Genomic DNA, 25,772 nt, shown 5'->3' on the forward strand with positions numbered 1-25,772 from the left:
GGCCGGGGTCGGACAGCCCTGGCCACGCGTGGGCGGGAGCGGCGCCCCTCCCCCTCACCCCAGCAGCTCCAGGAAGCGCTCCACCCCCACGTTGCCCCCCGAAATGATCACGCCGATGCGGGGCGGCAGCGGGGCGACGTGTCCGGCGAGGAGGGCGGCCAGGCCGCTGGCGCCGCTCGGCTCGGTGACGATCTTGAGACGTTCGAAGGCGAACTTCATGGCCGTGCGGATCTCGTCGTCGGTGACCAGGGCGACCGAGTCGAGCAGCCGCCGGTTGATGGCGAAGGTCAGCTCGCCGGGGCGCTCGGCGGCCTGGCCGTCGGCGATGGTGCGCGGGACCGGGATGGTGACGGGATGGCCGGCGGCCAGCGAGCGCAGGGTGTCGTCGCCGGCCGCCGGCTCCACGCCGATCATGCGGATGCCGGGGACCAGGGCGGTGGCGGCGGTGGCCGAGCCGGCCATCAGGCCGCCGCCGCCGACCGGCGTCAGCAGCGCGTCGAGCGGGCCGGTCTCCTCGATCAGTTCCAGGGCCGCGGTGCCCTGGCCGGCGATGATGTGCGGATGCTCGTACGGCGGGATCAGTGCGAGGCCGCGTTCATCGGCGAGCTGCCGGCCGATCGCGACGCGGTCGCCGGTGTAGCGGTCGTAGGTGACGATCTCGGCGCCGTAGCCGGCGGTGGCGTCCTTCTTGGACTTCGGGGTGTCCTCGGGCATCACGATGACGGCGCGGCTGCCCAGCTCCCGGGCGGCCAGCGCGACCGCCTGGGCGTGGTTGCCGGAGGAGTAGGCGGCGACTCCACGGGCCAGCTGTTCCGGGGACAGCCGGGAGAGCGCGTTGTACGCGCCGCGGAACTTGAAGGCGCCGACCCGCTGGAAGTTCTCGCACTTGAGGTGGACCTCGGCGCCGACCAGGGCGTCGAGGGTGCGGGAGCGCAGCACGGGCGTGCGGTGTGCCACGCCCGCCAGCCGCCGGGCGGCGTCCCGGACGTCGTCGAGGGTGACGACGTCCGGGACGTCGGTGCTGCCGGGACCGGTGGGACCGCTGGGGCTAGGCGTCATACCGGCACGCTACGGGAGCAGCGAGGCCAGCGGAACCTCCGGATCGGCCAGCGCCTCGGGCGCCAACGACGCCCCGGAGCGGATGAGTTGCTGGATGGACCCGGCGACGTCCCAGACGTTGACGTTCATCCCCGCGAGCAGCCGGCCGTCCGCGGCGAGCCAGAAGGCGATGAACTCCCGCTTGGCGACGTCACCGCGGCAGACGACCTGCGCGTACGAGCCGGGCGGGGCGTAGCCGGAGTACTCCATGCCGACGTCGTACTGGTCGGAGAAGAAGTACGGGATGCGGTCGTAGCTGACGTCCTGGCCGAGCATGGCGTGCGCGGCGGCCGGGCCGCCGTTGAGGGCGTTGGCCCAGTGCTCGACGCGCAGCCGGCCGTCCAGGACGGGATGGTCGGCGGCGGCGACATCGCCGGCGGCGTAGATGTACGGGTCGGAGGTGCGCAGCGCCGCGTCGACCGCGATACCGCCGCCGGTCTCCCGGTCGACCAGGTCCAGCCCGGCCTGTTCGGCGAGTGCGGTGCGCGGGGCGGCGCCGATCGCGGCGAGCACGTCGTGCGCGGGGTGTTCCTCGCCGTCGTCGGTGCGCACGGCGAGCACCATGCCGTCCTGGCCGACGATCTCGGTGAAGCGGGCGCCGAAGTGGAAGCGGACGCCGTGTTCGCGGTGCAGATCGGCGAACAGGCCGCCGAGTTCGGGGCCCAGGATGCCGTGCAGCGGGGTGGGAGCGGGCTCGACGACGGTGACCTCGGCGCCGTAGGAGCGGGCCGCGGCGGCGACCTCCAGGCCGATCCAGCCGGCGCCGGCGATCACCAGATGGCCGTTGTCGCGGCCGAGGGAGGCCAGCACGCCGCGCAGCCGCTCCGCGTGCGCGAGGCGGCGCAGGTGGTGCACGCCGGCCAGGCCGGTGCCGGGGATGTCCAGGCGGCGCGGTTCGGCGCCGGTGGCCAGCAGCAGCTTGTCGTAGGCGATGAGGGTGCCGTCCCCGAGGCGGACGGTCTTGGCCGCGGGGTCCAGGTGGACGGCGGGCTGGCCCAGGTGGAGTTCGATGTGCGCCTGGGCGTACCAGGCGGGCTCATGGACGAAGACGCTGTCGCGCTCTTCCTTGCCGAGCAGGTACCCCTTGGAGAGCGGGGGGCGCTCGTAGGGGTGGTCGCGCTCGTCACAGATGAGGATCACCCGGCCGGTGAAGCCTTCCGCGCGGAGCGTCTCCGCGGCCTTCGCCCCGGCCAGGCCACCCCCGACGATGACGAACGTCTGGTGTGCGTCGACCACTTGCTTCCTCCTCGTTGCGGTACCTGCGTCCGCGTCCGTGAACGCCCCGATGTACCCCCCGGTGCTCTCCCGGTGCTCTCCCCCGTTGATGCGTTCGCCGGCGTCAGGGTTCCCGATCGCCGCCGATCGGGGTTCCCGGTCGCCCTCCGCCGAACGGGATTGCCGGTCGTCGTCTGCCGAACGGGGTCGCCGTGCCTGTCAGGGCTCGCTGTTCGCTGTTGTCAGGGTGCTCCGTTCGAAAACGGTGGGGTTCGAGCGTCCCGCACGGAGCGTGAGGGGGGAAGAGGGGCTTTCCTCCAGGGTCACCCGCCGTGGGCCCGGCCGTGACCGGGACGACGGGTGAGACGGGCGTGCAGCGAGCGAGCGGAGGCGTCGGTCAGGGCGGCGATCTGGTCGATGACCGCGCGCATCCGTGCGGTGTCGTCGGGGGCCGTGTCGAACAGTGAACGGAACTGTGGATCAAGGCCGTCGGGGGCGCGGGCGAACAACACCTCGGCCAGTTCGGCGATGACGACGCGCTGGTCGGCGCGGAGTGCCTCCTGGTCGGGGCGCTGCATGACGTACCGGTCGGCGACGGCTTTCAAAACGGCGCATTCCAGCCGGGTTTCGTCCGGAACCACCAGCTCCGCTCCGTAGCGGGTGAGCCGTCCGGTCCCCCAACGGGCCCGCGTCGCGCCCTCGGCGGCCAGACAGAAGCGGCCGATCAGCTGGCTGGTGGCGTCCTTGAGGCGGGCCTGGGCGAGGGCGGAGCCGTCGTAGCCGTGCGGCCACCACTCCTGCTCCAGGAGGCGGTCCAGCGCCGCGGCCAGCTCCTCGGGGCCGGCGCCGGGCGCGTAGCGTTCGCCGGCGACCGCGAAGATCTCGGCGCGTTCGGCGTCGGCGAGCAGGAGGTTGGGGTCGAGGTGTCCGGCGTGCAGCCCGTCCTCGACGTCGTGCACCGAGTACGCCACATCGTCGGACCAGTCCATGACCTGCGCCTCGAAGCTCCGGGCGCCATCGGGGGCGCCCTGCCGGAACCACGCGTAGACCGGTGCGTCGTCCGCGTAGACCCCGAACTTCGGGGAGGCGGGGTCGGTGGGGTGACCGCCGCGCGCCCACGGGTACTTGGTGGCCGCGTCGAGGGCGGCGCGGCTGAGGTTCAGCCCGACGCTGACCGTCGAGCCGTCCGGGGCGGGCACGAACCGCTTGGGCTCCAGACGGGCCAGCAGCCGCAGCGACTGGGCGTTGCCCTCGAAGCCGCCGCAGGGCGCGGCGACTTCGTTGAGTGTCTGCTCGCCGTTGTGCCCGAAGGGCGGGTGGCCGAGATCGTGCGCCAGGCAGGCGGTCTCGACCAGGTCCGGGTCGCAGCCGAGGGCGGCGCCGAGCTCCCGGCCGACCTGGGCGCACTCCAGGGAGTGGGTCAGCCGGGTACGCGGGCTGGCGTCCCAGGCGGCGGTGTGCGTGCCGGGGGTGACGACCTGGGTCTTGCCGGCCAGCCGGCGCAGCGCGGCGGAGTGCAGTACCCGGGCGCGGTCGCGCTGGAAGGCAGTGCGTCCCGGCCGTTTGTCGGGCTCGGTGACCCAGCGCTGGAGGTCGGCGGCGGTGTAGCCGGGGATGGTCGGTGGTGTGCCCGTCATACCGCGACGGTAGCCGCCCGGCGGGCCTCCCGGTCGGATCCGGTCGGAGCCAGGAGGGCCTGGTCGTAGCGGTGCAGTACGAGACGGGCCAGGGCGGGGTGGTCGCCCAGGGGCTCGGCGGCGGGCCCGGGGGCGGCGGCCGCGCACAGGGTGGCGAAGCGTCCGGGGGCGGTGAAGCAGCCGGCCACGGCGATCCGGTCGTGGCCGCGGGCGGTCAGCGCACGGACCGCGTCGGCGACGGACGGGCGGGCGGCGGAGGCGTAGGCGGGCAGGACGGGGGTGCCGCCGAGCCGAGCCGAGAGCAGTTGTGCGGTGCGTGCGGTGTCCTGGGCGGAGCGCGGGGCGCGGGAGCCGGCGGCGGCGAGGACGACGGCGGTGCGCGGGCACGGGGCCTCGGGGAAGCCGGCGGCCAGCAGCCGGCCGTGCAGCGCCTCGGCGAGCAGCGGGTGCGGCCCGAGGGGGGCGGCGACCCGGCCGGTGAGCTGCGGTGCGGCCGCCAGGGCGGCGGGCAGGTCGTGGGTGACGTGGTGGCCGCGGCCGAACAGCAGCGGTACGAGGACGGCGGCGCCGTGCAGCCCGTCAAGGGTGTCCGCGAGCAGCGGCCGGTTCAGCTCGATGTGCCCGAGCCGTACGTCCAGGCCGGGGCGCAGGGCGCGGACCCGGTCGAGCAGGGCCCGGACGGTGGGCAGGGCGCGGGGGTCGCGGCTGCCGTGGGCGACGGCGACGAGGGTGGGGGCCGGGGTCTCCGGGGCGCGGAAGCCGTGCAGCCGGACGCGGCGGAGCTGCGTGCTGAGCTGGGCGGTGATCTCGGCGGCGAGGCCCCCGGTACCGAGGGGGGCCAGGGACGCGGAGGGCAGGTGCGGTATCGGCGCCGTCATGACCTGAGCGTGGCAGCCGGGCGTTGCCGTGCTGTTTCCCCGGGGCGAACGTTGTGTTCCGGTCCGCTGCCGCCCGCCCCGCGCCCCGGGGGAGGGCCGGGCGGCAGGGGGCCTCTCACACGGCCCTACGCCTGGTGGGCGTCCACTTCCCGGAGGTACCGCTCGCGGGTCGCCTCGTCGAGGAAGGAGGCGCGGAAGGAGTTCCGGGCGAGGGTGCGCAGGGTCTCCTGGTCGAGGCCGAGGGCGTCGCGTACGGCGGTGAAGTTGTCGTCCGCGTAGCCGCCGAAGTACGCCGGGTCGTCGGAGTTGACGGTCACCAGCAGCCCGGCGTCCAGCATCGCGGGCAGCGGGTGGTCGGCGAGGTCGTCGATGACCCGCAGCCGGACGTTGGACAGCGGGCAGACGGTGAGCGGCACCTGGTCCGCCACCAGCCGGGCCACCAGCCGCTCGTCCTCCAGGGAGCGCACCCCGTGGTCGATCCGGTCCACGCCGAGGATGTCCAGGGCCTCCCACACATAGGCCGGGGGCCCCTCCTCCCCCGCGTGCGCCACGCACTTGAGGCCGGCCTCCCGCGCCAGCGCGTAGACCTCCTTGAACTTCGACGGCGGGTGCCCGACCTCGGCGGAGTCCAGGCCGACGGCGGTGATCCGGTCGAAGTGGGGGCGGGCCGCCTCGAAGGTCGCGAGGGCGGATTCGGCGCTCTCGTCGCGCAGGAAGCACATGATCAGGCGGGTGCTGATGCCATAGGTCTCGGGGGCGCTGTCCAGGGCGCGGGCCAGGCCGTTGATGACGGTGCCGATCGGGACGCCGCGCGCGGTGTGCGCCTGCGGGTCGAAGAAGATCTCGGCGTGCCGTACGCCCTGCTCCTTGGCGCGGGCCAGGTAGGCGTGGGCGAGGTCGGCGAAGTCGTCCTCGGTGCGCAGCACGGCCATCAGCGCGTAGTAGAGGTTCAGGAAGGACTGGAGATCGGCGAAGGAGTAGGCGCGGCGCAGTTCGTCCTGGGTGGCGTACGGCAGCTCGACGCCGTTCCGCTCGGCGAGCGCGAAGGCCAGCTCGGGTTCCAGCGTGCCCTCGATGTGCAGATGCAGCTCCGCTTTGGGCAGCGGCTCGTGGGCGGTTGCGGCGGAGGGGGAGGACGGGGAGGAAGCCACGCGGTCACACCTGTTCTGCGGTACGGAAAGGGCCCTCGGTACGGGTGGGAGTCCCGGTACGCGAGGAGTCGTCCAGGTTAGCCGGGGCGGGGTCCGCCGCCACGGCGGCGCCCGGGGGCGGCCGGGTGGCGTGCGCGGCCGGGGGCGCCGGTCAGCCGGCCGCCGCCCGCGAGGCAGGCCAGTCCCCGCCCGCGAGGGGGGTGCCGGTGGCACGCAGCCGGGCGGCGAGCGGACCGGCCGCCAGGTAGACCCAGGCCCGTACGGTCCGGCCGTCCGGGCACACCGCCTCGGTGGCCACCCGCTCGTAGAGGTTGTGCGGGTCACCGGGGGCGTAGCCCTCCAGCCGGTCCAGGACCGCGCACACCTCGTCGTAGTCGGTGTCACGGGGGCGGACCAGGGCGCCGTGCACCACCGCGCCGGCGGGCCCGGTCGTCGCGTACGGGTAGCCCGGGCCGTCGTACAGCAGCGCGCCGCCGATATGGGCCGGTTCCTCGGCCGCGGTCCGGCCGCGCAGGGTCCGGCCGTAGTTGGCCTCGCCGGGCCGCAGCGTCCCATAGACGAAGAACGGCAGCCGCTCGGGCTCGCGGGTCATGGTGGTGCGGTCCTCTCCGGGCGGGGTGCTCTCCTGCGGGGTGCTCTCTGCCACGATGCCAGGCCCGCCGCTGCAACCGGCACGGGTGCGCCCGGCGTCGCAGCCTGCGAGATCGATCGCGAGCGGGCGGGGGCAGGGATGGGTGGGCCGGTGCCGGGACTGGTGCGACGGATACGGGGCGGGGTGGGCCGGCTGCGGCTGCCGCGGACCCGGCGGGGGTGGCGCCGTGGGTTCCAGGCCGTGGTGGCGGTGACGGTGCTCGCGCTGGCGCCCGCGACCTGGATGAACGCGACCGCCGGGCCCCGGGTGCACGGTGTCGCGGACGCCCCGTCCGCGCCGGTGGCCATCGTCTTCGGCGCGGGCCTGTGGAACGGCGCGCCGTCGCCGTATCTCGCCCACCGGCTGGACGCGGCCGCCGCGCTGTACGAGCGGGGCACCGTCCGCGCGGTCCTGGTCACCGGCGACAACAGCCGGACCGATTACGACGAGCCGGACGCGATGCGCGGTTATCTGCTGCGGCACGGCGTCCCTGGACAGAAGATCGTCAGCGACTACGCGGGCTTCGACACCTGGGACTCCTGTAGCCGCGCCCGCCGGATCTTCGGGGTGGACCGGGCCGTGCTGGTCAGCCAGGGCTTCCACATCCGGCGTGCGCTGGCCCTGTGCAACGCGGCCGGGGTCGATTCCGACGGCGTCGGGGTGGCCGCGAAGCACGATGTGACCTGGGCGTACGGCGGGGTGCGGGAGATCTTCGCGGCCGGGAAGGCGGCGGCGGACGCGCTGCTGCGGCCCGATCCGCAGTTCCTCGGGCCGCACGAGAAGGGGGTGACGGAGGCGCTGGCGGACGCCGGTTAGCGCCTCCGTCAGGGGGTCACTTCTCGGCCGCGCGGGCGTACAGGTTGAGGATCTTCGTCCCGAAGTACGGGCTGTAGGAGATCCGGTCGGCGTCCGGGCCCTTGGGGCCACCGCCGTTGAGGCCGCCGATCACCCCGATGATCCGGCCGGTCCCGCTGTCGTCGTCGAAGTCGCTCAGCCAGGGGCTGCCGGAGGTGCCGCCGTAGAACCCGCCGCATTCCATGCGCAGTTCATGGGTGCCGCTCAGCCGGCCGGTGCGGGTCGCGCAGCGTACGGCCCGGTCCTCGGGGTCGTTCCGGACGTTCGGGTAGCCGATGACGGTGACGTCGTTGGTGTAACCGGGCGTCGGGGAGAGGGTGTTGCCGCCGGTGACCTCTTCGAGGGTCTGGTCGTCCTCGTCGGGGGCGACGGTGGCGAAGGCGAAGTCGAGGTCGGCCCCGGCGCCGCTGGTGCCGCGCCCGGGGTAGGCGAAGGTGTCCTCGATCGCCCATACCCCGTGCGGCTGGGTGGTCGCGCCGGAACGATACTGCGGGACAAACGCGGCACGGGTCCCCGGATTGCAGTGCCCGGCGGTGAGGATGAGGTTGCCGTGCGGGCTGTGCACGACGCTGGCGGTGCAGTGGTGTGCCTTGGTGTCCCCGTCGACGGAGAACAGCACGCCGACGGACGGGATGCCGTTGAAGTGCCGGGCGGTGCGGGCGGCGCGGGTCGCGGCGGCGGTCGCCTTCGGCACGGCTGACCGGGTCGTGGCGGTGGACGGCGTGGGGGCCTCGGGCCGGGCCGGGGTGTCGCTGCCGGCCGGTGCGGCGGCCGCCATCCGGTCGGGCGTCCAGTAGGCGGCGGCGTCCCGGCTGGTCCAGGTCGCGTCGGGGCTGGGACTGGGGCCGGCGTCGCTCGGTGCGCGCCGGGCCTCGTTGACGGCGTGGCCGACGGACGCGGTGGCCAGGCACACCGTCACTCCGGCCACCGCCGCCGCGGCCCTGACCCAGCGCTTCCGGGTCGGCCGCGCCCGGTCAACTCGCCTCGTGGCGCCGCGTTCGGTGCTGTCGCGCTCCATGTCAGCTCGTCTCCTCTGCGACCCAGGACAGATAGCCGGCGCCACCGCGGGTGATGGGGGTGGCGATGATTTCGGGGGTGTCGTAGTCGTGCGCGTCGAGGAGATAGGCCGCCAGCGCGTCGTAGCGCGCCTCGGCCGTCTTGAACAACACCTGCCACTCCTGGCTGGCCTCGACCGCGTCGTCCCAGCGGTACACCGAGGTCACCGGCGCGCTGATCTGCGCACAGGCCGCGAGCCTGGCCTCGATCGCCCCGCGCGCCAGCTTCCGGGCCTTGGTCTCGCTGTCGGTGGTCGTCATGACGGTCAGGAATCCGGCCTGCCGCCCGGTGGGGTCGGGCGGGTTGTTCGGGGCATTCGGATCGGCCACGGGTGCGCATCCTTCACGGTGGGGGGCGGGAGGGAACGGACGGGACGGTGGGGCCGCTTCGGCCGGGCAGGACCGGCCGGCGGCAGGGGGCCGTGGCGTGGCCGAGCGGACTCGGCGACGCCACGGACCGCCTCGCATCGTACGGACCGGATGATCATCTCGTAAGTGACCGGTCCGCCCCGCGGCGGTATGCACCCGGACGCCGCCCGCCCCCGCCCGCCGGGCTCCGGGGCCCGGAGCGGGCTCCCCGGTTGCGTCCCCCCGTGCACCGGCAACGATGGAAAGGGCAGCCCAGCCGCCGGTCCGTACGCGAAAGGCCAGCATCATGGACGATCTCGATGCGCTCGCCCGCCAGCAGCTCGACGAGGCCAGGGCCTCCGCGCACGGCCGCAGTGCCCGGCTCTTCCTGCACGACGACCGGCTGCGGCAGACCGTGATCGCACTGGTCGCGGGCGCCGCGCTGGATGAGCACAACGCACCCCCGGCGGCGAGCCTGCAAGTCCTGCGGGGGCGGGTCCGGCTGACCGGAGCGGGCGGCGGCCAGGAGTTGATGACCGGTCAGGTCACCATGACGCCGCGCGAGCGGCACGGTCTGCTGGCCCTGGAGGACTCGGCGGTCCTGCTGACCGCCGTCACGGAGATACCGGCCGGGGCGCGCCCCTCGGCCCTGGAGGGGGTGGACCGGAGATAGCGCGGGTGCCCCGGAGCCGGCCCGTCAGAATTCTGAGACTTCACATTTTTCCGAATCTTAAGCGGAGGTCCGGACCGCGCGCCTCAGGCCGCCAGCCACTGGTCGTAGCCCAGCTTGCACAGCAGCGCGATGACCACGACCACCAGCACCCCGCGGACGAAGCCGACACCGCGCTTGAGGGCCATCCGGGCGCCCACCATGCCGCCGGTGAAGTTGAACAGGGCGAGCAGGGCGCCCAGTTGCCACAGCACGGTGCCCTGGATCGCGAACATCGTCAGCGCGCCGATATTGGTGCAGGAATTGATGACCTTGGAGGTGGCCGAGGCGGTGACCAGGTCCATGTGCAGGATCGCGGCGAGCGCGATGATCAGGAACGCCCCGGTCCCGGGCCCGATCAGCCCGTCGTAGAAGCCGATCCCCAGGCCCGCGATGAGGACGGCCGCCAGGACGCGCTGCCGGGAGACGGGCCCCGAGGGCGCGGGGGCAGTGCCGAAGGCGGGCCGGAACAGGATGAAGACCAGCACCCCCAGCAGGACGGCCATGATCAGCGGGCGCAGCACCGCACTGTTGATCCCGGCCGCGAAGAACGCCCCGGCCAGCGAACCGGCGACCGCGGCGAGGCCGATGCGCAGCGCGGTCCGGACATCGACCGGGGCCTTGCGGACGTAGGTGACCGCGGCCGCGGTGGTGCCCACGATGGCGGTGGACTTGTTGGTCCCCAGGACGTACGCGACCGGGGCGTGCGGCAGACCGACGAGCAGCGCGGGGAGCAGCAGCAGTCCGCCACCGCCCACCACGGCGTCAATCCAGCCCGCCGCGAGCGCGGCCAGGCAGAGCAGGGTCAGGGTGAAGAGCGATATATCAGGAGGCACCGGCTGATCTTATGAACCGGTCGCCGCCCGGACTCCGAATTCATGGCTGCGGAACCCGTGTTGGCCGATTTCCCGCTCGGCGGCCTTGAGGATCCGCTGACCGGGGGTGAAGAACCGCGGGTTCCGCGGGGCACCTCCGGGCGCCGGACTTCTCACCCCAACAGCTCGGCCAGCCGGGCGCCCCGGCTCTCCGCGACGCGGTGCACGTCGGCGAGCGCGGCGGTCAAGTCCTCCGCCAGGAGGTGGATTTCCCCCGGCGTCCAGCGCCGTCCGGCAAGCACGGCCCGCGCCTCTCCGATGAGTTCGGCGGCGGAACCGAGCTGCGTCGCCTCGACGGTGTCGGCGGTGCGGGACACGAAACCGGTCCCGTCGCCTGCGACGTAGCACGGCTTCCCGTCGGGGCTCGACCAGGGCAGGAGCCGTGGGGTGGATTCGGTCATCTCGCGAACTCCCAAGCTGTCTTTGGTCACTGGATGTAGCCAGTTGGTCACCTGGACAACGGGGCGGGCAATAGCATCGGAGTGCTTGAAGCGGCCGTGCGCAAGTCTGCGACGTGCCGCACTACCGGCACGCACCCATATGCCGAGAGGTCATGGCGTTGGACGAAACGACCCCGCCCGAGCACTTGAATCCGCTACAGCGCTTCGGTCGCGACATCAAACAGGTACGGCTGGCCCGCAAACTCACCCAGAAGCAATTAGGCAAGGCCACGGGCTACTCAGAGGGCTACGTCAGCAAGGTCGAATCCGGAACGCTGCTGCCCCGGCCCAGCGAGAAGTTCGCCAAGGGCTGCGATCTCACGTTCGGGACGGGGGAGTTGTTCGCGGGGTTGCTGCGGAGGATCGAGGAAGGGGATCACCCGAGCTGGTTCGTGCCGTATCTGAACCTGGAGAAGAAGGCGTCGCGGATTCTGGACTACTCGACGAATATCGTGAAGGGCCTTCTCCAGACGGAGGGCTACGCGCAGGCCATCTTCGAGGCGTACTTCTCCCGGGAAGAAGCGGAGGTGATCGAAGGCAAGGTCGCCGCGCGTCTACGGCGGCAGGAGGTCTTCGAGCTGAGCACCCCGCCGTCCCTGTGGACCATCGTGCATGAAGCGTGCCTACGAACGGTCGTAGGGGGCGCCGAGGTCATGGCCGGACAGCTTGAGTATCTGCTGACGGCCGCCACATCACCGCACATCAAGCTTCAGGTCATGCCGTTCTCGGCAGGTGCTCCGGCCGCGTCCACCAGGCCCTTCACTGTGCTCCGCTTCACAGACTCCCGCACGGTGCTCTACACGGAGACCCGGGTAGGAGGCAGGATGCACGACTCCGCACAAACGGTCGACGCCGCCCTGGATGACTACGATCTGCTCAGGGCACACGCGTTGTCCCCCGATCGATCAGTGGCCCTGATCAAGACTCTGCTGAAGGAGTACCGCGCATGAGTGCCGACTTGGATCTCGCCGGAGCCAAGTGGCTCAAGTCGTCCTACAGTGACGCCAACGGTGGGGACTGCGTCGAGTTCACGCGCGACTTCACCTGGCTCAAGTCGTCCCACAGCGACGCCAGCGGCGGGAACTGCGTCGAGTTCTCCCGCACCTTCACCTGGGTCAAGTCCTCCCACAGCGACGGCAGCGGTGGGGACTGCGTCGAGTTCACGCGCGCCCTCACCGAACCCCACGGCCTCGTCCCCGTCCGTGACAGCAAGGACCCGGACGGCCCGGCGCTCATATTCCCGGCGGGCGGCTGGTCCTCGTTCGTCACGGCCGTCAAGCGCGGGCAGTTCACCGCCTGACGGGCGTCCCCGTGCGGGGGGACCGCTTACACCACCACGATGAATGCCCGCCGGGCCGTCTTCGAGGCGCTGACCGGTATGGCCATGCGCCGCAAGGGCCTGCCCGGTCCCGCCTACCTGGACCCCCGCGTGTCCGGACCGCCGCCTGGCCACGACGCATAGCGCCACCTGCGGAACAAGCCTGCGACGGCGCACCGCACTTGAGGCCGAGGGTCGGTACCCGCCGCCGATACGCGCTGCGCCATCCGGGCTAACCCGTTCGTCGACTATGGCGTGCCGTGCGGGCGGTCCCTTGAATCGGTGCTACCGACGGTGGGGTGCCCATCCCCTGGCGGGGGACCACGGACAGCTGCTGATGTGATGCCGTTCCGTCTTCGATTCTTCAGGGCACCCCCGACAGGTGTGCACGCCAGGACAGTTGCCTGCCCTCCGGCGTGCCGCAGCCCCCACCTCCTCATAGGAGCCTTCGAAAGGGGCTGTCCAGCATGGCACTCGTTCTCACACTCACCCCGTCAACCGTCTTGGCGGGCCAGACCTTCCAAGCCGGCGAAGCAGCCGTCCCCCGTAATGCAGATACGGGGGACGGCTGCGGGCCCAAGACGGGCCCGGGGACATCCTCCCCACACCGGCCGGGGCCGTATCGCCCTCATCTCATCGCGAAACGTCACACAAGGAGCGGACCATGGGCTGCAATTGCGGCGGCGGTGCCCGTCAGGGCGTCACCCTCTACCAGTTGACTCTGCCGGACGGCACGGTGCGCCGGTACTACACCTGGCAGGAGGCCGACGCGGCCAATCAACGGGCCGGCGGCATCGGCACCATCCTCGTCATCAATCAATAAGGCACCGCCCGGCGCCCGCGCGGTGACAGGTGGAGGTGGAGATGGAGGTGGAATACATGAGCCTTCCGGAGTTTCTTCTTTCCCTCGGCGCCACGTGCCGGCTCACCAGATTCATCACCAAGGACACGCTCGCGGCGGGCTTCCGCTCCTGGGTGGCCGACCGCTTCGGCGATGACTCCAAACCGTCCTATCTGGTCAGCTGTAGCTGGTGTACGAGTGTGTGGGTGGCCTCCGCCATGGCCCTGCTCACGCACTGGGCCGGCGGGACCACCGCACTCCAGGTCACCACAATGGCCCTGTCGCTCTCCTACCTCGCGGGGCTCGCTTCCCGGTGGCTCGACTGAGGCGTCCCCTCCGCGGCCCCGCGTCGCGTGGCGGGGCGCGGTGCACGAGCCGACAATGGGGCAGAGCAGACGGTGGCCAGGGACCGCGGCTACCCGCCGTAGTCGTCCAGGAGGTGGCAATGCGCCAGACCCAACTCACGAGGGAGTCGACCGCATACGCCGACGCCCGCGAGGAGCTGCGGCAGGCCGAGATCGAGCTGATGCGCCGACGCGAACGGGTCGCCGAACTGCGCCGGGGGCTGCCACCGGGCCCCGTCGTGGACGACTACGTCTTCGAGGAGGGCCCCGCGGATCTGCACGCCGGGGACGCCCCGGCGCGGAACGTACGGCTCAGCGAGCTGTTCAACGGCCCCGGACGCGACCTGATCGTCTACCACTTCATGTTCGGCAAGCAGCAGAAGCAGGCCTGCCCCATGTGCACGATGTGGATCGACGGGTTCAACGGGATCGCCCACCACCTCACCCAGAACACCGACTTCGCCGTCGTCGCCGCGGCCGAACTGCCGGTGCTGCGGGCGTACGCGCGCGACCGCCAGTGGACGAACCTGCGGCTGCTCAGCGCCGGGGCGAACACCTTCAAGTACGACCTGGGCAGCGAGGACGCCGACGGCAACCAGGACTCGACGGTGTCGGTGTTCACCCGCGACGACACCGGGACGCTGCGCCACTTCTACTCGGTGCACCCCCGTATGGCCGACGACATCGACCAGCGCGGCATCGACCTGCTCACGCCGGTGTGGCATCTTCTCGACCTCACGCCCAAGGGCCGCGGGGAGTGGTTCCCGGCGCTCCGCTACTAGGTTCGGAGAGGCAGTGAGGGCCTCCTGGTCACCGGTTGCAGATCTCGCGATCCGCACCGAGCCAGAAGGCCCTCGTCCCGTTTCGGGCAGCTCACGGCGTTTCGGTGGTCACCACACTCCGTGCGCCAACCGAACTAGACCGGGCCGTCCTTGCCACACAGATTCTTGACTTCGTCGGCAGTCATGTTCTTGGACTGGAACCTGATGAGCTTGTAAGTGACGTCCGACTCGACGTCATGGAATTCGCGCGGCCCAACGGCGGTGTACCTGTTCGCCGGACCGAAGGGGTTTGTCTCACTGACGCCTGCGATCTTCCAAGTCCCCTTCGCCTTCTGGGTGACGGGGACCGACTCGAACCAGCCAGTTTGATGGGGGCTCAGTGTGCCGGTGAGCGCATTGCTCACGGTGTTCTGCTTGAACCAGCTCTGATCGACTTTCGCCGTCGCCCCGAGGCCTGCGATCGACAAGCCGACTGTGGTCGTTTCGCCGATGGTCTCAGCCTCTTCGAACTTCTGCGCAGCCGTTTCGGTGGCGGAGCAGTTCTGGCTGGGCGTCCCCACCCTCGTCGGCGTACCGTAACTCGGCTCCCCGATCTTTTCGAGGGGCACGAAGGTGCACGTGTCACCGGGGCAACCAGAGAGGTACTTGGCGAGCCCCTCGGGAGTGCTCCAGTCGTCAGTGTCCTGGGGGACGACTCCCACCCCAGGCTTCGGCATAAGGCTGCCGCCGCCGCCAGGCGAGTCGGCCTGCGCCGGGGTGATGGTCAGGCACAGTGCCGCCACGACGGTCGCTGATCCCACCGCGGCCGCCTTCACCCGCCAATTGCGTATTCTGTTGTTCATTTTGCTTCCCTTACCTTCCACCTGAAGTGCGGATTGCGTCTGCGATTCCGTTCACGACTCCGGGCAATGCCGTCCGGGGAAGGCGCAGCCCGTGGTGAGCGAGGTGTGCATCAGCTCCGAACCCTCCGGGAACGGAGTGCCGCCGGCCACGCAGCAGAAGCGAATTGCCTCCGCGACCGGCATATGAGAAGGCTCGGCCACGTCGCTCACGATCGGCTCACACCACGCTCATGCGGCGTCGCCGGCCTGATCCGCAGGACACCCTCTGGCGCGCACCGGCGGCGGCCCTCCGCCGGCTGTCACCAGGAGAAGGCAATCGAGCAGCTCGACGGCGGGCTCTTAGAACTCTCTTAATCCCGCTGACTATTCACTCTCCTATGAAATCCCACCTCCCCAGGACCACGGGGCGACACCGCCGTACGACCCGGGTGCTCGCCGCCTCCCTCGCCCTCACCGCGACCACCTTCGGGGTGGCCGGATGTGACAGTGCCGCCGCCGGCACGCTGGAGGGCAGTCGGCTCGAACTGCCCGTGGCCGGTGGTACGGCCGTGGTCGATACCGCCTCGCTGGCGGTGAACGCGCGCACTGCGCACGGGCGGGCGCTGGTGCTGTCCGGTCCGGCGGGCGGCGGGCTCGGGAAGCCGGGGCCGGTGACGCGGACGGCCCACGGGGCGCGCTGGAGCTACCCCGCCAAGGGGCTGAAGGTCACGGCGAGTTCGGAGCACGGGCGGCTGCGGATCACGCTGCGGGCGGACCGCGACGGGTCGGTCAGCTGGCCGGTGACCGGGACCGACCGGGCCGCGGCCGCCCTGCAACTGCCGCGCGGCGAGGGCCTGGACGTGCCGGTGCGGGACGCGTTCTGGAACTCCGGCGCGGAGAAGGGCGGGCTGGCGGGCAGCACCGTCGACGTCAGCGAGGGGCTTTCGCTTCCGCTGTGGGGCTACTCCATGGGCGGCGGTAAGGGCGGGTCCGGCGGCGGGGCCGGCGTCAGCTATCTCACCCCCACCGACATCGGCACCTCGCTGCGCTTCGCCTCCACCGGAGGCCGGCTGCGCACCACCGCCGCGCACGCCTTCGACGCCGGGGAGGACACCCGTGACTACGAGGTCTCCTTCAAACTGACCGACGGCAATCCGGTCGCCCCCGCCGCCGACTACCGCTCCTACCTCGCCCAGCGCGGACAGCTCGGCAGCCTGCGCCGGAAGATCCGGCAGAACCCGGCCAACGGCAAGCTGCTCGGCGCGTTCCACGCCTATGTGTGGGGCGATGCCCGGACCGCCTCCGGGGTCGGCAGGCTGAAGCAGCTGGGTGTGGACCGGATGTGGCTCGGTTACGACGCGGGTCCGGACCCGATGAACGCCGCGGCGGTGACGGCCGCCAAGAAGGCGGGCTATCTCGTCGGCCCGTACGACACCTTCGCCAACGGGCAGGACCCGAAGAAGGCCGACAGCCCCACCTCGGCCTGGCCGGGCCGGGTCTACCCCGACTTCTGTATACGGAAGGCGGACGGCACCGCGGTGACCGGGTTCGGGGGCCGCGGCTGTTATCTCAGTTCCCGTGCCTTCGAGAAGGCCGAGCCGGGCAAGCACTATCTCGCCGACCGCACCCGCACGATGGTCGCCAATGGCGCGGACAGCTACTTCCTCGATGTGGATGCGACGGGTGAGGTGTTCCGTGACCACGGCAAGGGCCATGAGATGACCAAGGCGGGCGACCGCGAGATGCGGCTCACCCGGATGCGGCGGCTGTCGGAGAATCTCGTCCTCGGCTCGGAGTCCGCCCAGCCCTGGGCCAACCAGGTGCTGGCCTTCGACCACGGCTCGGGCACCCCGGTCGCCGACGCCCTGTGGCAGCTGCAGCGCGACAGGCAGAAGTGGGGCGGCTACGCCCCGGCGAACGCCCCGAAGATCTTCTTCAAGCCGGTGAAGCTACCCGCCGAACTGGCCACGGCCATGTACGACCCCAAGTACCGCGTCCCCCTCTACGAGACCGCACTGCACGGCTCGCTGGTCAACACCGAGCGCTGGGAGCTGTCGTACGAGAAGCTGCCCGAGCAGAAGACCACCCGGGCGCTGCTGGCGATGCTCTACAACACCCCGCTCAACTACGTCCTCGACGGGCCGACGCTGGAGAAGAAGGGGCCCGAGATGGCGGCGCTCCAGAAGTACTTCTCGCCGCTGCACCGGGCGGCCGGCACCGAGCGGCTGACCTCGTTCCGGTGGCTGACCGGGGACCGCAGCATGCAGCGCACGGTCTTCGGCGACGGCACGCTGACCGTTACCGCCAACTTCGGCAGCCGGGCGCACGAGGGTCTGCCGGGCGGCTGTGTGGAGGCCAAGCTGCGCACCGACGACAAGCCGCGGCGGCTGTGCCCGGCGCAGGCGACAGGCTGACCGGACAGTCAGTCGGAGGGCGGCCCCGCGGGTCGGTGCGCGGGCAGGCCCGCCCTCACACGGCGGCCCGCCCGCCACTGAGGGCAGCGTTCCGCCCGGGAAACAGAGCAGATGCGGGCGGGTAACAGCCGGACCGCAGGCTGAGGAACATGACCTCGATGCCGCCGCACCCGGAAGCCACGCCAGCCGCCGCGCCTGGCACCACCCCCACCCTCGTCCTCGTCGGCCACGGCATGGTCGGCCAGCGCTTCCTGGAGGAGCTGGCCGACCGCGGTGTCACCGGGCGGGCGCGGGTGGTCGTGCTGTGCGAGGAGCCCCGCCCGGCCTACGACCGCGTCCAGCTGACGTCGTACTTCGCCGGCCGCAGCCCGGACGACCTGAGCCTGGTCGATCCGGACTTCATGGCCCGCCACGGCATCGAACTGCACCTCGGTGACCCGGCCACGGCCGTCGACCGCACGGCCCGTACGGTCACCGCCCGCTCCGGCCTGACCGTCCGCTACGACGCCCTGGTGCTGGCCACCGGCTCGTACCCGTTCGTGCCGCCGGTGCCCGGCAAGGACAGTGCGGGCTGTTTCGTCTACCGCACCATCGAGGACCTGCTCGCCATCGAGGAGTACGCCGAGGACGCCCGCACCGGTGTGGTGGTCGGCGGCGGGCTGCTCGGGCTGGAGGCGGCCGGGGCGCTGAAGGGGCTGGGACTGCGCACCCACATCGTGGAGTTCGCGCCGCGGCTGATGGCCCTCCAGGTCGACGAGGGCGGCGGCCGCGCGCTGCGCCGTACCGTCGAGGAGATGGGCCTGGAGGTGCACACCGGCGTCGGCGGCAAGGAGATCGTCGCGGACGCGGACGGTGCGGTGACCGCCATGGGCCTGTCGGACGACTCCCGTGTCGAGACCGATCTGGTCGTCTTCTCGGCCGGTGTCCGGCCCCGTGACCAGCTCGCCCGGGACTGCGGGCTGCCGGTCGGCGACCGCGGCGGCATCGTCGTCGACGCGCGGTGCCGCACCGCCGATCCCGCCGTGTACGCGATCGGCGAGTGCGCGCTGGCCGCCGACGGCCGGGTCTACGGTCTGGTCGCGCCCGGCTACGACATGGCCCGTACGGCCGCCGGCACCATCGCCGAGGCACTCGGCGCCGGCTCCGGACCGGCCGACGGCTTCACCGGCGCGGACCTGTCCACCAAGCTCAAGCTGCTCGGGGTGGACGTCGCCTCGTTCGGTGACGCGCACGGCACCACCGACGGCTGTCTGGACGTGGTCTACTCCGACGCCCGCAGCGGTGTCTACAAGAAGCTGGTGATCGGCGCAGCGGGCGAGCTGCTGGGCGGGGTGCTGGTCGGCGACGCCGAGGCGTACGGCATGCTGCGCCCGCTGACCGGCAGCGTCCCGCCGGTGTCGCCCGAGCAGCTGGTGCTGCCCGCCGGGGCCGAGGGCGGGGCCGCCGCGCTCGGCCCGTCCGCGCTGCCGGACAGCGCGGTGCTGTGCAACTGCCACAACGTGACCAAGGGGACGGTCCGGGCGGCGGTCACCGAGCACTCCTGCGGCACCCTCCCCGAGGTCAAGAAGTGCACCAAGGCCGGTACCGGCTGCGGCAGTTGCGTCAAGTCGCTGACCGCGGTGATGAACGACGAGCTGGCCGCGTCCGGCGCCACCATCGACACCGGGCTGTGCGGCTGCTTCCCGCACACCCGCGCCGAGCTGTACGAGATCGTGCGCACCCTGCGCCTGACGACCTTCGCCGAACTGCTGGACTCGCACGGCCGCCCGGAGGCGCGGAACGGCGACGGCTGTGAGATCTGCAAGCCCACCGTCGGCTCGATCATCGCCTCGCTCGCCCCCAGCGTCGGCGCCGACGGCTATGTCCTCGACGGGGAACAGGCCGCCCTCCAGGACACCAACGACCACTTCCTCGCCAACCTCCAGCGCAACGGCTCGTACTCGATCGTGCCGCGCATCCCCGGCGGGGAGATCACCCCGGAGAAGCTGATCGTGATCGGTGAGGTGGCCCGCGACTTCGGCCTCTACACCAAGATCACCGGAGGCCAGCGGATCGACCTGTTCGGCGCCCGCGTCGACCAACTCCCCCAGGTGTGGGCCCGGTTGGTGGACGCCGGCTTCGAGTCGGGGCACGCATACGGCAAGGCGCTGCGCACCGTGAAGTCCTGTGTGGGGCAGACCTGGTGCCGCTACGGGGTGCAGGACTCGGTCCGTATGGCCATCGATCTGGAGCTGCGCTACCGGGGGCTCCGCTCCCCGCACAAGCTCAAGTCCGCGGTCTCCGGCTGCGCCCGGGAGTGCGCGGAGGCCCGCGGCAAGGACTTCGGCGTCATCGCCACCTCCAACGGCTGGAATCTCTACGTCGGCGGCAACGGCGGCGCCGATCCGCGGCACGCCGATCTGCTCGCCCAGGACCTGAGCGACGCCGAACTGATCCGGCTGATCGACCGGTTCCTGATGTTCTACATCCGCACCGCGGACCGGCTGGAGCGCACCTCCGCCTGGCTGGAGCGGATCGAGGGCGGCCTCGGCCACGTCCGGGACGTCGTGGTCCATGACTCCCTGGGGCTGTGCGACGAGCTGGAGGCCCTGATGGCCGCCCATGTCACCCACTACCGCGACGAATGGGCCGAGACCCTCGCCGACCCCGAGCGGCTGGCCCGCTTCGTCTCCTTCGTCAACGCGCCCGACGCGCCCGATCCGTCCGTCCGCTTCGTGCCGGAGCGCGACCAGGTCAAGCCGGACCTGACGCTGCTGGCCGGCCCGACCCTGCCCGTTCGCACCCTGGAAGGGACCTCCGTCTGATGACCACCGCCACCGCGCCGCGCACCCGCACCGGGGCCGCCACCACGGCAGCCGGGACCGCCACGGTCGAGATCCGCTGCCCCCAGGGCTGGGTCGCGGTCTGCACCCTGGACGACCTCATCCCGGGGCGCGGGGTCGCCGCGCTTCTCCCGGACGGCACCCAGGCCGCGCTGTTCGTCGACCGCGCCGGGCAGCCCTACGCGATCGCCAACCGCGACCCGTTCACCGGCGCCCAGGTGCTCTCCCGCGGCCTGACCGGCTCGGCCGACGGCCGCCCGTTCGTGGCCTCGCCCCTGCTCAAGCAGCGTTTCGACCTGGCGTCGGGGAGCTGCCTGGACGATCCGTCGGTCTCCGTCCCGGCGTACCGCGTACGGACGGGGAGCGGGGAGCGCGCCTCCTGAGACCGGTCCCGGCCGGGGCGCCACGCGCAACCCATCGGTTGCACCTCCTGCCGCCACGTGCAACCATTGGGTAGCGCGTAAGGCATCAGCCGATCCGAGAACGGCAGGAGGCGCACGCCATGAGCACCGACAGCAGCGCGGGCGGCGGCAGGGACCGCATCGAGCGGGAGATCAGCATCGCCGCGCCCATGGAGCGGGTATGGGCCGTGCTCACCGAACCGGAGCACGTCGGCTCGTGGTTCGGGCAGGGCACACCGACACCGGTCGATCTGCGGCCGGGCGGCATCATGCAGCTCGACCACGGCGAGTACGGCCAGTTCCCGACCACCATCGTGACGGTCGACCCGCCGCGCTACTTCGCGTACCGCTGGGCCAGCGCCTACCCGGGCGAGGTGGCGACCGAGGGCAACTCCACCCTCGTCGAGTTCACCCTCACCCCGGAGGGCGACGGCACCCGGCTGCGCGTCGTGGAGACCGGCTTCGCCGCGCTCACCATCCCCGCGGACCGGCAGCCGACCGCCGGCTACGAGAGCCACTCCGAGGGCTGGTCCGGCCAGGTCGAGAACATCCGGCGGTACACGGAGCAGCTCGCGGCATGACGAGGGACGCGGGAACGGGAGCGGGAACGGGGCGGCCTGGAGCGGGGCGGGGGCCGGGTACCGGCCCTGTCCCCGGCGCGGGTGCGGATCCTGATGCGGGCGCGGACGCCGTGGCCGAGGTGTTCGCCGCGCTGGCGGACCCGACCCGGCGCCGGATACTCGACGCCCTCGCCGCCCACGGCGAGGCGACCGCCACGGTCCTGGCGGCGGAACTGCCGGTCAGCCGCCAGGCCATCGTCAAACATCTGGGCGTCCTGGACCGGGCCGGTCTGGTCGCCGGCCACCGGGAGGGCAGGGAGGCCCGCTACCGGGTCATCCCGGAGCGGCTGGGGGTCACCGCCCGGTGGATGGACCGGGTGGCCGCCACCTGGGACACCCGCCTCTCCGCGATCAAGCGCCTCGCCGAAGGGGAGTGACGGGGGCGGTGGGGTGGCGTGTCCGGGCCGGCGCGGTGACGTGGCCGGGGGCGGTGCAGCGGCGACGGGGCGCACCGGCCCGGCGTCGGTGGGCGAACCGGCCCGGCCCGGCGGCGAGCGGGACCGACCCGGCCCCGACCGCCGGTGCCCAGGCGCGCACGCCGCACCCGTCACCTCCACCCCTCCAACCTCACCCGCCCCACCCCGCGGCGTAACCTGGTTGCCCCCTACGGAGGAGTGCAGGCGTGACCAGGTGGAACACCAGCCACATCCCCGACCAGACCGGCCGCTCGGTGGTGGTCACGGGCGCGAACAGCGGTATCGGCTATGTCACCGCCCGCGAACTGGCCCGCCAGGGCGCCCGCGTACTGCTGGCCTGCCGTAACGAGACGCGCGGGATCGCCGCGCTGGACCGGCTGCGTTCCGAAGTCCCCACCGCCGAGGCCGAGTTCCGCGCCCTGGACCTGGCCGATCTGTCCTCCGTACGGGACTTCGCCGCCGCCCTCGACGACTTCGACGGCGACCGCCTCGATCTGCTCATCAACAACGCCGGCGTGATGGCCCTGCCGCACCGCACCACCGCCGACGGCTTCGAGATGCAGTTCGGCACCAACCACCTCGGCCACTTCGCGCTGACCGGGCTGCTGCTGCCCAAGCTCCTCACCACCCCCGGCGCCCGGGTCGTCACCGTCTCCAGCATGCTGCACGCCCTCGCCGACCTCGACTACAGCGACCTCAACAGCGAGCACACCTACCGCCGCTGGATCGCCTACGCCCGCTCGAAGAGCGCCAACCTCCTCTTCGTCCACGAGCTGACCCGGCGGCTGGCCGCGGCCGGTTCGCAGGTCGTCGCGGCCGCCGCGCACCCCGGGTACGCCGCCACCAATCTCGCGACCGCGGGCGTCCGGATGGAGGGCCGCACCTCCACCGAGCGGATGGTCGAGCGGGCCAACCGGGTGCTCGCCCAGTCCCCCGACGGCGGCGCCCTGGGCACCCTCTGCGCGGCCACCGCCCCGCACATGCGCCCGGACTCCTTCATCGGCCCGCGCAGCGGACTGCGCGGCGCGCCCGCCCAGTCCTTCCGCGCCCCCTGGACCAAGAAGGACGCGAACGGCGAGCGCCTGTGGGCCGCCTCGGAGCAACTCACCGGTGTCCGCTACGACTTCTCCCGGCCCGCCGCGGCATTCTGACCGCACGGCATGGAAAAATCCGGACCCGTGTACGAACGACCTTTCCCTCCGCAGCACCCCTCCCCGCAGGGCCCGCCGCCCCCACAGCCCTACCCGCCGCAGCCCTATCAGGGGGCGCCGCAGCCCTATCAGGGCACGCCGCACGGGGCTCCCCAGCAGCAGCCGTACGAGGGGGCGGCGCACCCCTATCAGGGACCGCAGCACCCGGGCCCTCCCCAACAGCCCTACCCGGCAACGCCGTACCCGGGACCGCCGCACCCGCACGCTGCGCACCCCTACGCCGCACAGCCGGCTGCGCAGCCCCCGTACGGTCCGCCCACGACGGCTCCGCGCATCCCCGACGAGGTGGACACCATGCGCCGGTTCGGGGCGATCCTCCTCGACGGGCTGCTGGCCCTGACCGCCGCCTATATCGCCCTGAACTCCGCCGGCCACGCCGATCTGCCGGGCCTTCAGACCTTCTACGCCGTCGCCGGCGCGGGCTTCGGCATCTCGTTCCTCAACCACGTCCTGCTGACCCGCATCGCCGGCGCGAGCCTCGGCAAGTTCGCGGTCCGTACCCGCGTCATCCGCGAAACGGATGCCAGCCGCCCACGGCTGCCCCGGCTGTTCCGCCGCTGGCTGGGCGGCTACCTCTTCCTGGTGGTCTGGATCATCGCCGCCTGCTTCGAGATGGAAGACGACCCCGAGGACTTCTGCGGGGTCCGCCTGGTCCGCTACAAGGACCTCCGGGTTCTCGTTCCGGCATACGGGCGCTGAACGGGGCGGAGGGGGACGGGGTGCGGCGGCACGGCGCAGGGCCGCCGCACTCTCCGGGCCACGTCCCCCCTCACCCCACCCCCGTCAAGAACCCGTGAAGAACGGCCCGCCGTCCGCCAAGGTGCCGCCAAGGCCGTGGGCGGCGGCCGTCGCGCCCCGCACGCTGGCCTGGTCCCGCACGGTGCGCACGGAGGTACGACGAACAATGCCGCAGGTGTCCCCACCCGATGGCCGCCCGGAGGAACCACCGGATACCGCCACCGCCGCAGTCCCCACCTACGGGCCGGTCGGCACCGGCAACGGCCCCCGCTCCGGGTCCGGCCCCGGCATCGCCAACACCACCACCCCCACCAACGCCCCCCACGCCGCCCCGGATTCCGACCCCGGCGCCCGTCACCGGCTCACCGCCCTCCAGGGTCTGGCCGCCCTCTCCCTCGACGCCATGGCGTCCGTGGCCTACGGTCCCGAGGCGATCGTGCTGGTGCTGGCCGCGGCGGGCGGCCACGGCCTCGGTTTCACGCTCCCCGTCACCCTCGCCATCGCCGCCCTGCTCGCCGTCCTGGTCGCCTCGTACCGTCAGGTGATCGCGGCCTTCCCCGAGGGCGGCGGCTCCTACGCCGTGGCCAAGACACACCTCGGCCGCCGCACCGCCCTGTTCGCCGCCGCGTCCCTCGTCCTCGACTACGTGCTGAACGTCGCGGTCTCGGTGACGGCCGGTGTCGCGGCCCTGACCTCGGCCTTCCCCGCCCTCCACGACGACCGGGTGGGCATCTGCCTGGCAGTCCTCGCCCTCATCACGGCCCTCAACCTGCGTGGCATCGCCGACTCGGCCAGGGCCTTCCTCGTTCCCACCGCCGTCTTCGTCGGCGCCGTCCTGACGATGATCGCCGTCGGACTGTTCCGTACCGCCCCCGCCGCCACCGTGACCGCCGACGGACACGCCTCGGTCGTCGCCGACCACGCCACCGCGGTCGGTGCGCTGCTGCTGCTCAAGGCGTTCGCGTCCGGCTGCTCGGCGCTGACCGGGGTCGAGGCGGTCGCCAACGCGGTGCCGTCCTTCCGGGCCCCGGCGGTCCGGCGCGCCCAGCACACCGAGGTCGCGCTCGGCGTGCTGCTCGGGGTGATGCTGATCGGGCTGTCCGTCCTCATCGGCCGCTTCCACCTCCAGCCGGTCGCGGGCGTCACCGTCCTCGCCCAGCTCGCGGACGCCTCGCTCGGCCACAACGCGGCGTTCTACGTCGTCCAGTTCGCCACCATGGTGCTGCTGGCCCTCGCCGCGAACACCTCCTTCGGCGGCCTGCCCGTCCTGATGGGCCTGCTGGCCCGGGACAACCACCTGCCGCACGTCTTCGGCCTCAAGGCGGACCGCCAGGTGCACCGCCACGGCGTGCTGGCGCTGGCCGCCGTCGCCGCCGCGCTGCTGGTCTTCTCCGGCGGCGACATGAACACCCTGGTCCCGCTGTTCGCCCTCGGGGTCTTCGTCGGCTTCACCCTCTGCCAGATCGGCATGGTCCGTCACTGGCGGCGCGCACGCTCCCCCAGGTGGCGCGGCAAGGCCCTGCTGAACGGCGTCGGCGCCCTGCTCACCGGCGTCTCGGCGCTCGTCGTCACGGCCACCAAATTCACCGCGGGCGCCTGGCTGATCGTCCTCGCCCTGCCCCTCCTCGTCCTCGCCTTCGAGGCGGTGCACCGCGCCTATGCCCGGATCGGCGCCCGCCTGGGCCTGGGCCGCCTCCCGGAACCCCCGCGCCGCGCCCGCTCCCTGGTCGTCGTCCCCGTCTCGCACCTCTCCCGGCTCACCGGCGAGGCGCTGAACGCGGCGGTATCCCTAGGCGACGAGGTGGTGGCGGTCACCGTCACCCACGACACCCCCGAGGACCGCCCGGCCACCGAGGCCCTCCGCCGCGACTGGGAACTCTGGAACCCCGGCGTGGACCTCCTCGAACTGCCCTCGGCCACCCGCTCCCTCGGCCGCCCCCTCGCCGCCTACGTGAACGACCTGTCGGCCCGGCACCCGGGCAGCCGGATCACCGTGCTGATCCCGGAGGCCGAACCCGCCCACGTCTGGCAGCGCCTGCTCCAGAACCAGCGCGGCGCGGTCGTCGCGCACGCGGTCCGCCGCGACACCGACGCGGTGATCTGCCGGCTCCGCTTCCGCCTGGCGGCGCCCGCTCGCACGTGGTGACCGCGC

General features: G+C 72.3%; 27 protein-coding genes. 16 read left to right on the top strand and 11 right to left on the bottom strand.

Annotated features, from left to right (window positions below):
- Positions 1 to 54: 54 nt before the first annotated feature.
- From QT196_RS12920 to QT196_RS12945, 6 genes are all read right to left on the bottom strand, one after another.
- Entirely contained in the window at positions 55 to 1,059 is a 1,005-nt protein-coding gene (locus QT196_RS12920; protein WP_290354937.1) for a pyridoxal-phosphate dependent enzyme, read from the bottom strand.
- Between the two features lie 9 nt (positions 1,060 to 1,068).
- On the bottom strand, positions 1,069 to 2,334 hold the full coding sequence (locus QT196_RS12925) for an FAD-dependent oxidoreductase (protein WP_266730830.1): 1,266 nt from the start codon (positions 2,332 to 2,334) through the stop codon (positions 1,069 to 1,071).
- Positions 2,335 to 2,636: 302 nt separating this feature from the next.
- Positions 2,637 to 3,950, bottom strand: coding sequence for a deoxyguanosinetriphosphate triphosphohydrolase (locus QT196_RS12930; RefSeq protein WP_168478995.1), 1,314 nt, complete (start codon positions 3,948 to 3,950; stop codon positions 2,637 to 2,639).
- A complete protein-coding gene (locus tag QT196_RS12935; protein WP_290354938.1) occupies positions 3,947 to 4,828 on the bottom strand; it encodes a CbiX/SirB N-terminal domain-containing protein in 882 nt (293 codons plus the stop codon). The genes QT196_RS12930 and QT196_RS12935 overlap by 4 nt, the downstream gene beginning before the upstream one ends.
- A 125-nt stretch (positions 4,829 to 4,953) precedes the next feature.
- The gene (locus QT196_RS12940; protein ID WP_211117342.1) at positions 4,954 to 5,979 is read right to left on the bottom strand and encodes an adenosine deaminase; all 1,026 of its coding nucleotides are present in this window, start codon (positions 5,977 to 5,979) and stop codon (positions 4,954 to 4,956) included.
- Positions 5,980 to 6,130: 151 nt separating this feature from the next.
- On the bottom strand, positions 6,131 to 6,571 hold the full coding sequence (locus QT196_RS12945; protein WP_168483709.1) for a gamma-glutamylcyclotransferase family protein: 441 nt from the start codon (positions 6,569 to 6,571) through the stop codon (positions 6,131 to 6,133).
- A gap of 150 nt (positions 6,572 to 6,721) precedes the next feature.
- Here QT196_RS12945 and QT196_RS12950 point away from each other — a divergent pair, with 150 nt between their 5' ends.
- Positions 6,722 to 7,426 (top strand): ElyC/SanA/YdcF family protein, encoded by a 705-nt coding sequence (locus tag QT196_RS12950; RefSeq protein WP_248001120.1) that lies wholly within the window; start codon positions 6,722 to 6,724, stop codon positions 7,424 to 7,426.
- 16 nt (positions 7,427 to 7,442) lie between these two features.
- Here QT196_RS12950 and QT196_RS12955 read toward each other — a convergent pair whose 3' ends face one another.
- Both QT196_RS12955 and cutA read right to left on the bottom strand, forming a co-directional pair.
- Positions 7,443 to 8,483, bottom strand: coding sequence for a hypothetical protein (locus QT196_RS12955; protein WP_168478997.1), 1,041 nt, complete (start codon positions 8,481 to 8,483; stop codon positions 7,443 to 7,445).
- Position 8,484: 1 nt separating this feature from the next.
- Entirely contained in the window at positions 8,485 to 8,850 is a 366-nt protein-coding gene (gene cutA / locus QT196_RS12960) for a divalent-cation tolerance protein CutA (protein WP_290354939.1), read from the bottom strand.
- Between the two features lie 325 nt (positions 8,851 to 9,175).
- Here cutA and QT196_RS12965 point away from each other — a divergent pair, with 325 nt between their 5' ends.
- Positions 9,176 to 9,541 (top strand): cupin, encoded by a 366-nt coding sequence (locus QT196_RS12965; protein WP_168478998.1) that lies wholly within the window; start codon positions 9,176 to 9,178, stop codon positions 9,539 to 9,541.
- 83 nt (positions 9,542 to 9,624) lie between these two features.
- Here the strand turns inward: QT196_RS12965 and QT196_RS12970 are convergent, their stop codons facing one another.
- Both QT196_RS12970 and QT196_RS12975 read right to left on the bottom strand, forming a co-directional pair.
- On the bottom strand, positions 9,625 to 10,413 hold the full coding sequence (locus tag QT196_RS12970) for a TSUP family transporter (protein WP_290354940.1): 789 nt from the start codon (positions 10,411 to 10,413) through the stop codon (positions 9,625 to 9,627).
- 152 nt (positions 10,414 to 10,565) lie between these two features.
- Positions 10,566 to 10,853 carry a hypothetical protein gene (locus QT196_RS12975; protein WP_168479000.1) on the bottom strand — a complete coding sequence of 96 codons (288 nt, stop codon included), beginning with the start codon at positions 10,851 to 10,853 and terminating at the stop codon, positions 10,566 to 10,568.
- Between the two features lie 152 nt (positions 10,854 to 11,005).
- Between QT196_RS12975 and QT196_RS12980 the strand changes: the two genes are divergently transcribed.
- The 6 genes from QT196_RS12980 to QT196_RS13005 all read left to right on the top strand — a co-directional run bounded on the left by QT196_RS12980 (position 11,006) and on the right by QT196_RS13005 (position 14,177).
- Positions 11,006 to 11,842 (top strand): helix-turn-helix transcriptional regulator, encoded by an 837-nt coding sequence (locus tag QT196_RS12980; RefSeq protein ID WP_168479001.1) that lies wholly within the window; start codon positions 11,006 to 11,008, stop codon positions 11,840 to 11,842.
- The gene (locus QT196_RS12985; RefSeq protein ID WP_168479002.1) at positions 11,839 to 12,192 is read left to right on the top strand and encodes a DUF397 domain-containing protein; all 354 of its coding nucleotides are present in this window, start codon (positions 11,839 to 11,841) and stop codon (positions 12,190 to 12,192) included. The genes QT196_RS12980 and QT196_RS12985 overlap by 4 nt, the downstream gene beginning before the upstream one ends.
- A 39-nt stretch (positions 12,193 to 12,231) precedes the next feature.
- Complete coding sequence (locus QT196_RS12990) at positions 12,232 to 12,354, top strand: hypothetical protein (RefSeq protein WP_282189750.1); 123 nt, start codon at positions 12,232 to 12,234, stop codon at positions 12,352 to 12,354.
- A gap of 520 nt (positions 12,355 to 12,874) precedes the next feature.
- Entirely contained in the window at positions 12,875 to 13,033 is a 159-nt protein-coding gene (locus tag QT196_RS12995; protein ID WP_168479003.1) for a hypothetical protein, read from the top strand.
- A 56-nt stretch (positions 13,034 to 13,089) separates the two neighbouring features.
- Positions 13,090 to 13,377, top strand: coding sequence for a DUF1360 domain-containing protein (locus QT196_RS13000; protein WP_168479004.1), 288 nt, complete (start codon positions 13,090 to 13,092; stop codon positions 13,375 to 13,377).
- Between the two features lie 119 nt (positions 13,378 to 13,496).
- The gene (locus QT196_RS13005) at positions 13,497 to 14,177 is read left to right on the top strand and encodes a DUF899 family protein (RefSeq protein WP_290354941.1); all 681 of its coding nucleotides are present in this window, start codon (positions 13,497 to 13,499) and stop codon (positions 14,175 to 14,177) included.
- Between the two features lie 134 nt (positions 14,178 to 14,311).
- On the opposite strand, the gene QT196_RS13010 is transcribed toward QT196_RS13005, so the two are convergent.
- The gene (locus QT196_RS13010; RefSeq protein ID WP_168479006.1) at positions 14,312 to 15,019 is read right to left on the bottom strand and encodes a hypothetical protein; all 708 of its coding nucleotides are present in this window, start codon (positions 15,017 to 15,019) and stop codon (positions 14,312 to 14,314) included.
- Between the two features lie 377 nt (positions 15,020 to 15,396).
- On the opposite strand from QT196_RS13010, the gene QT196_RS13015 reads away from it, so the two are divergent.
- The 8 genes from QT196_RS13015 (at position 15,397) to QT196_RS13050 (ending at position 25,766) form a co-directional block, all read left to right on the top strand.
- The gene (locus QT196_RS13015; RefSeq protein WP_290354942.1) at positions 15,397 to 17,412 is read left to right on the top strand and encodes a glycoside hydrolase; all 2,016 of its coding nucleotides are present in this window, start codon (positions 15,397 to 15,399) and stop codon (positions 17,410 to 17,412) included.
- Between the two features lie 149 nt (positions 17,413 to 17,561).
- Entirely contained in the window at positions 17,562 to 20,216 is a 2,655-nt protein-coding gene (nirB, locus tag QT196_RS13020; protein WP_290354943.1) for a nitrite reductase large subunit NirB, read from the top strand.
- Positions 20,216 to 20,617 carry a nitrite reductase small subunit NirD gene (nirD, locus tag QT196_RS13025; RefSeq protein WP_168479008.1) on the top strand — a complete coding sequence of 134 codons (402 nt, stop codon included), beginning with the start codon at positions 20,216 to 20,218 and terminating at the stop codon, positions 20,615 to 20,617. The genes nirB and nirD overlap by 1 nt, the downstream gene beginning before the upstream one ends.
- 119 nt (positions 20,618 to 20,736) lie before the next feature.
- Positions 20,737 to 21,216 (top strand): SRPBCC family protein, encoded by a 480-nt coding sequence (locus tag QT196_RS13030; RefSeq protein WP_168479009.1) that lies wholly within the window; start codon positions 20,737 to 20,739, stop codon positions 21,214 to 21,216.
- Positions 21,217 to 21,326: 110 nt separating this feature from the next.
- Entirely contained in the window at positions 21,327 to 21,632 is a 306-nt protein-coding gene (locus QT196_RS13035; RefSeq protein WP_168479010.1) for a metalloregulator ArsR/SmtB family transcription factor, read from the top strand.
- 245 nt (positions 21,633 to 21,877) lie between these two features.
- Positions 21,878 to 22,822: an oxidoreductase gene (locus QT196_RS13040; protein WP_266730854.1), complete on the top strand. Its 945-nt coding sequence runs from the start codon at positions 21,878 to 21,880 to the stop codon at positions 22,820 to 22,822.
- Between the two features lie 27 nt (positions 22,823 to 22,849).
- Positions 22,850 to 23,581, top strand: coding sequence for an RDD family protein (locus tag QT196_RS13045; RefSeq protein WP_168479012.1), 732 nt, complete (start codon positions 22,850 to 22,852; stop codon positions 23,579 to 23,581).
- Between the two features lie 205 nt (positions 23,582 to 23,786).
- Positions 23,787 to 25,766, top strand: coding sequence for an APC family permease (locus QT196_RS13050; RefSeq protein ID WP_290354944.1), 1,980 nt, complete (start codon positions 23,787 to 23,789; stop codon positions 25,764 to 25,766).
- The last annotated feature ends 6 nt before the right edge of the window (positions 25,767 to 25,772 follow it).

The sequence above is a fragment of the Streptomyces sp. P9-2B-2 genome, assembly GCF_030406865.1.
GTDB lineage: Bacteria > Actinomycetota > Actinomycetes > Streptomycetales > Streptomycetaceae > Streptomyces > Streptomyces platensis.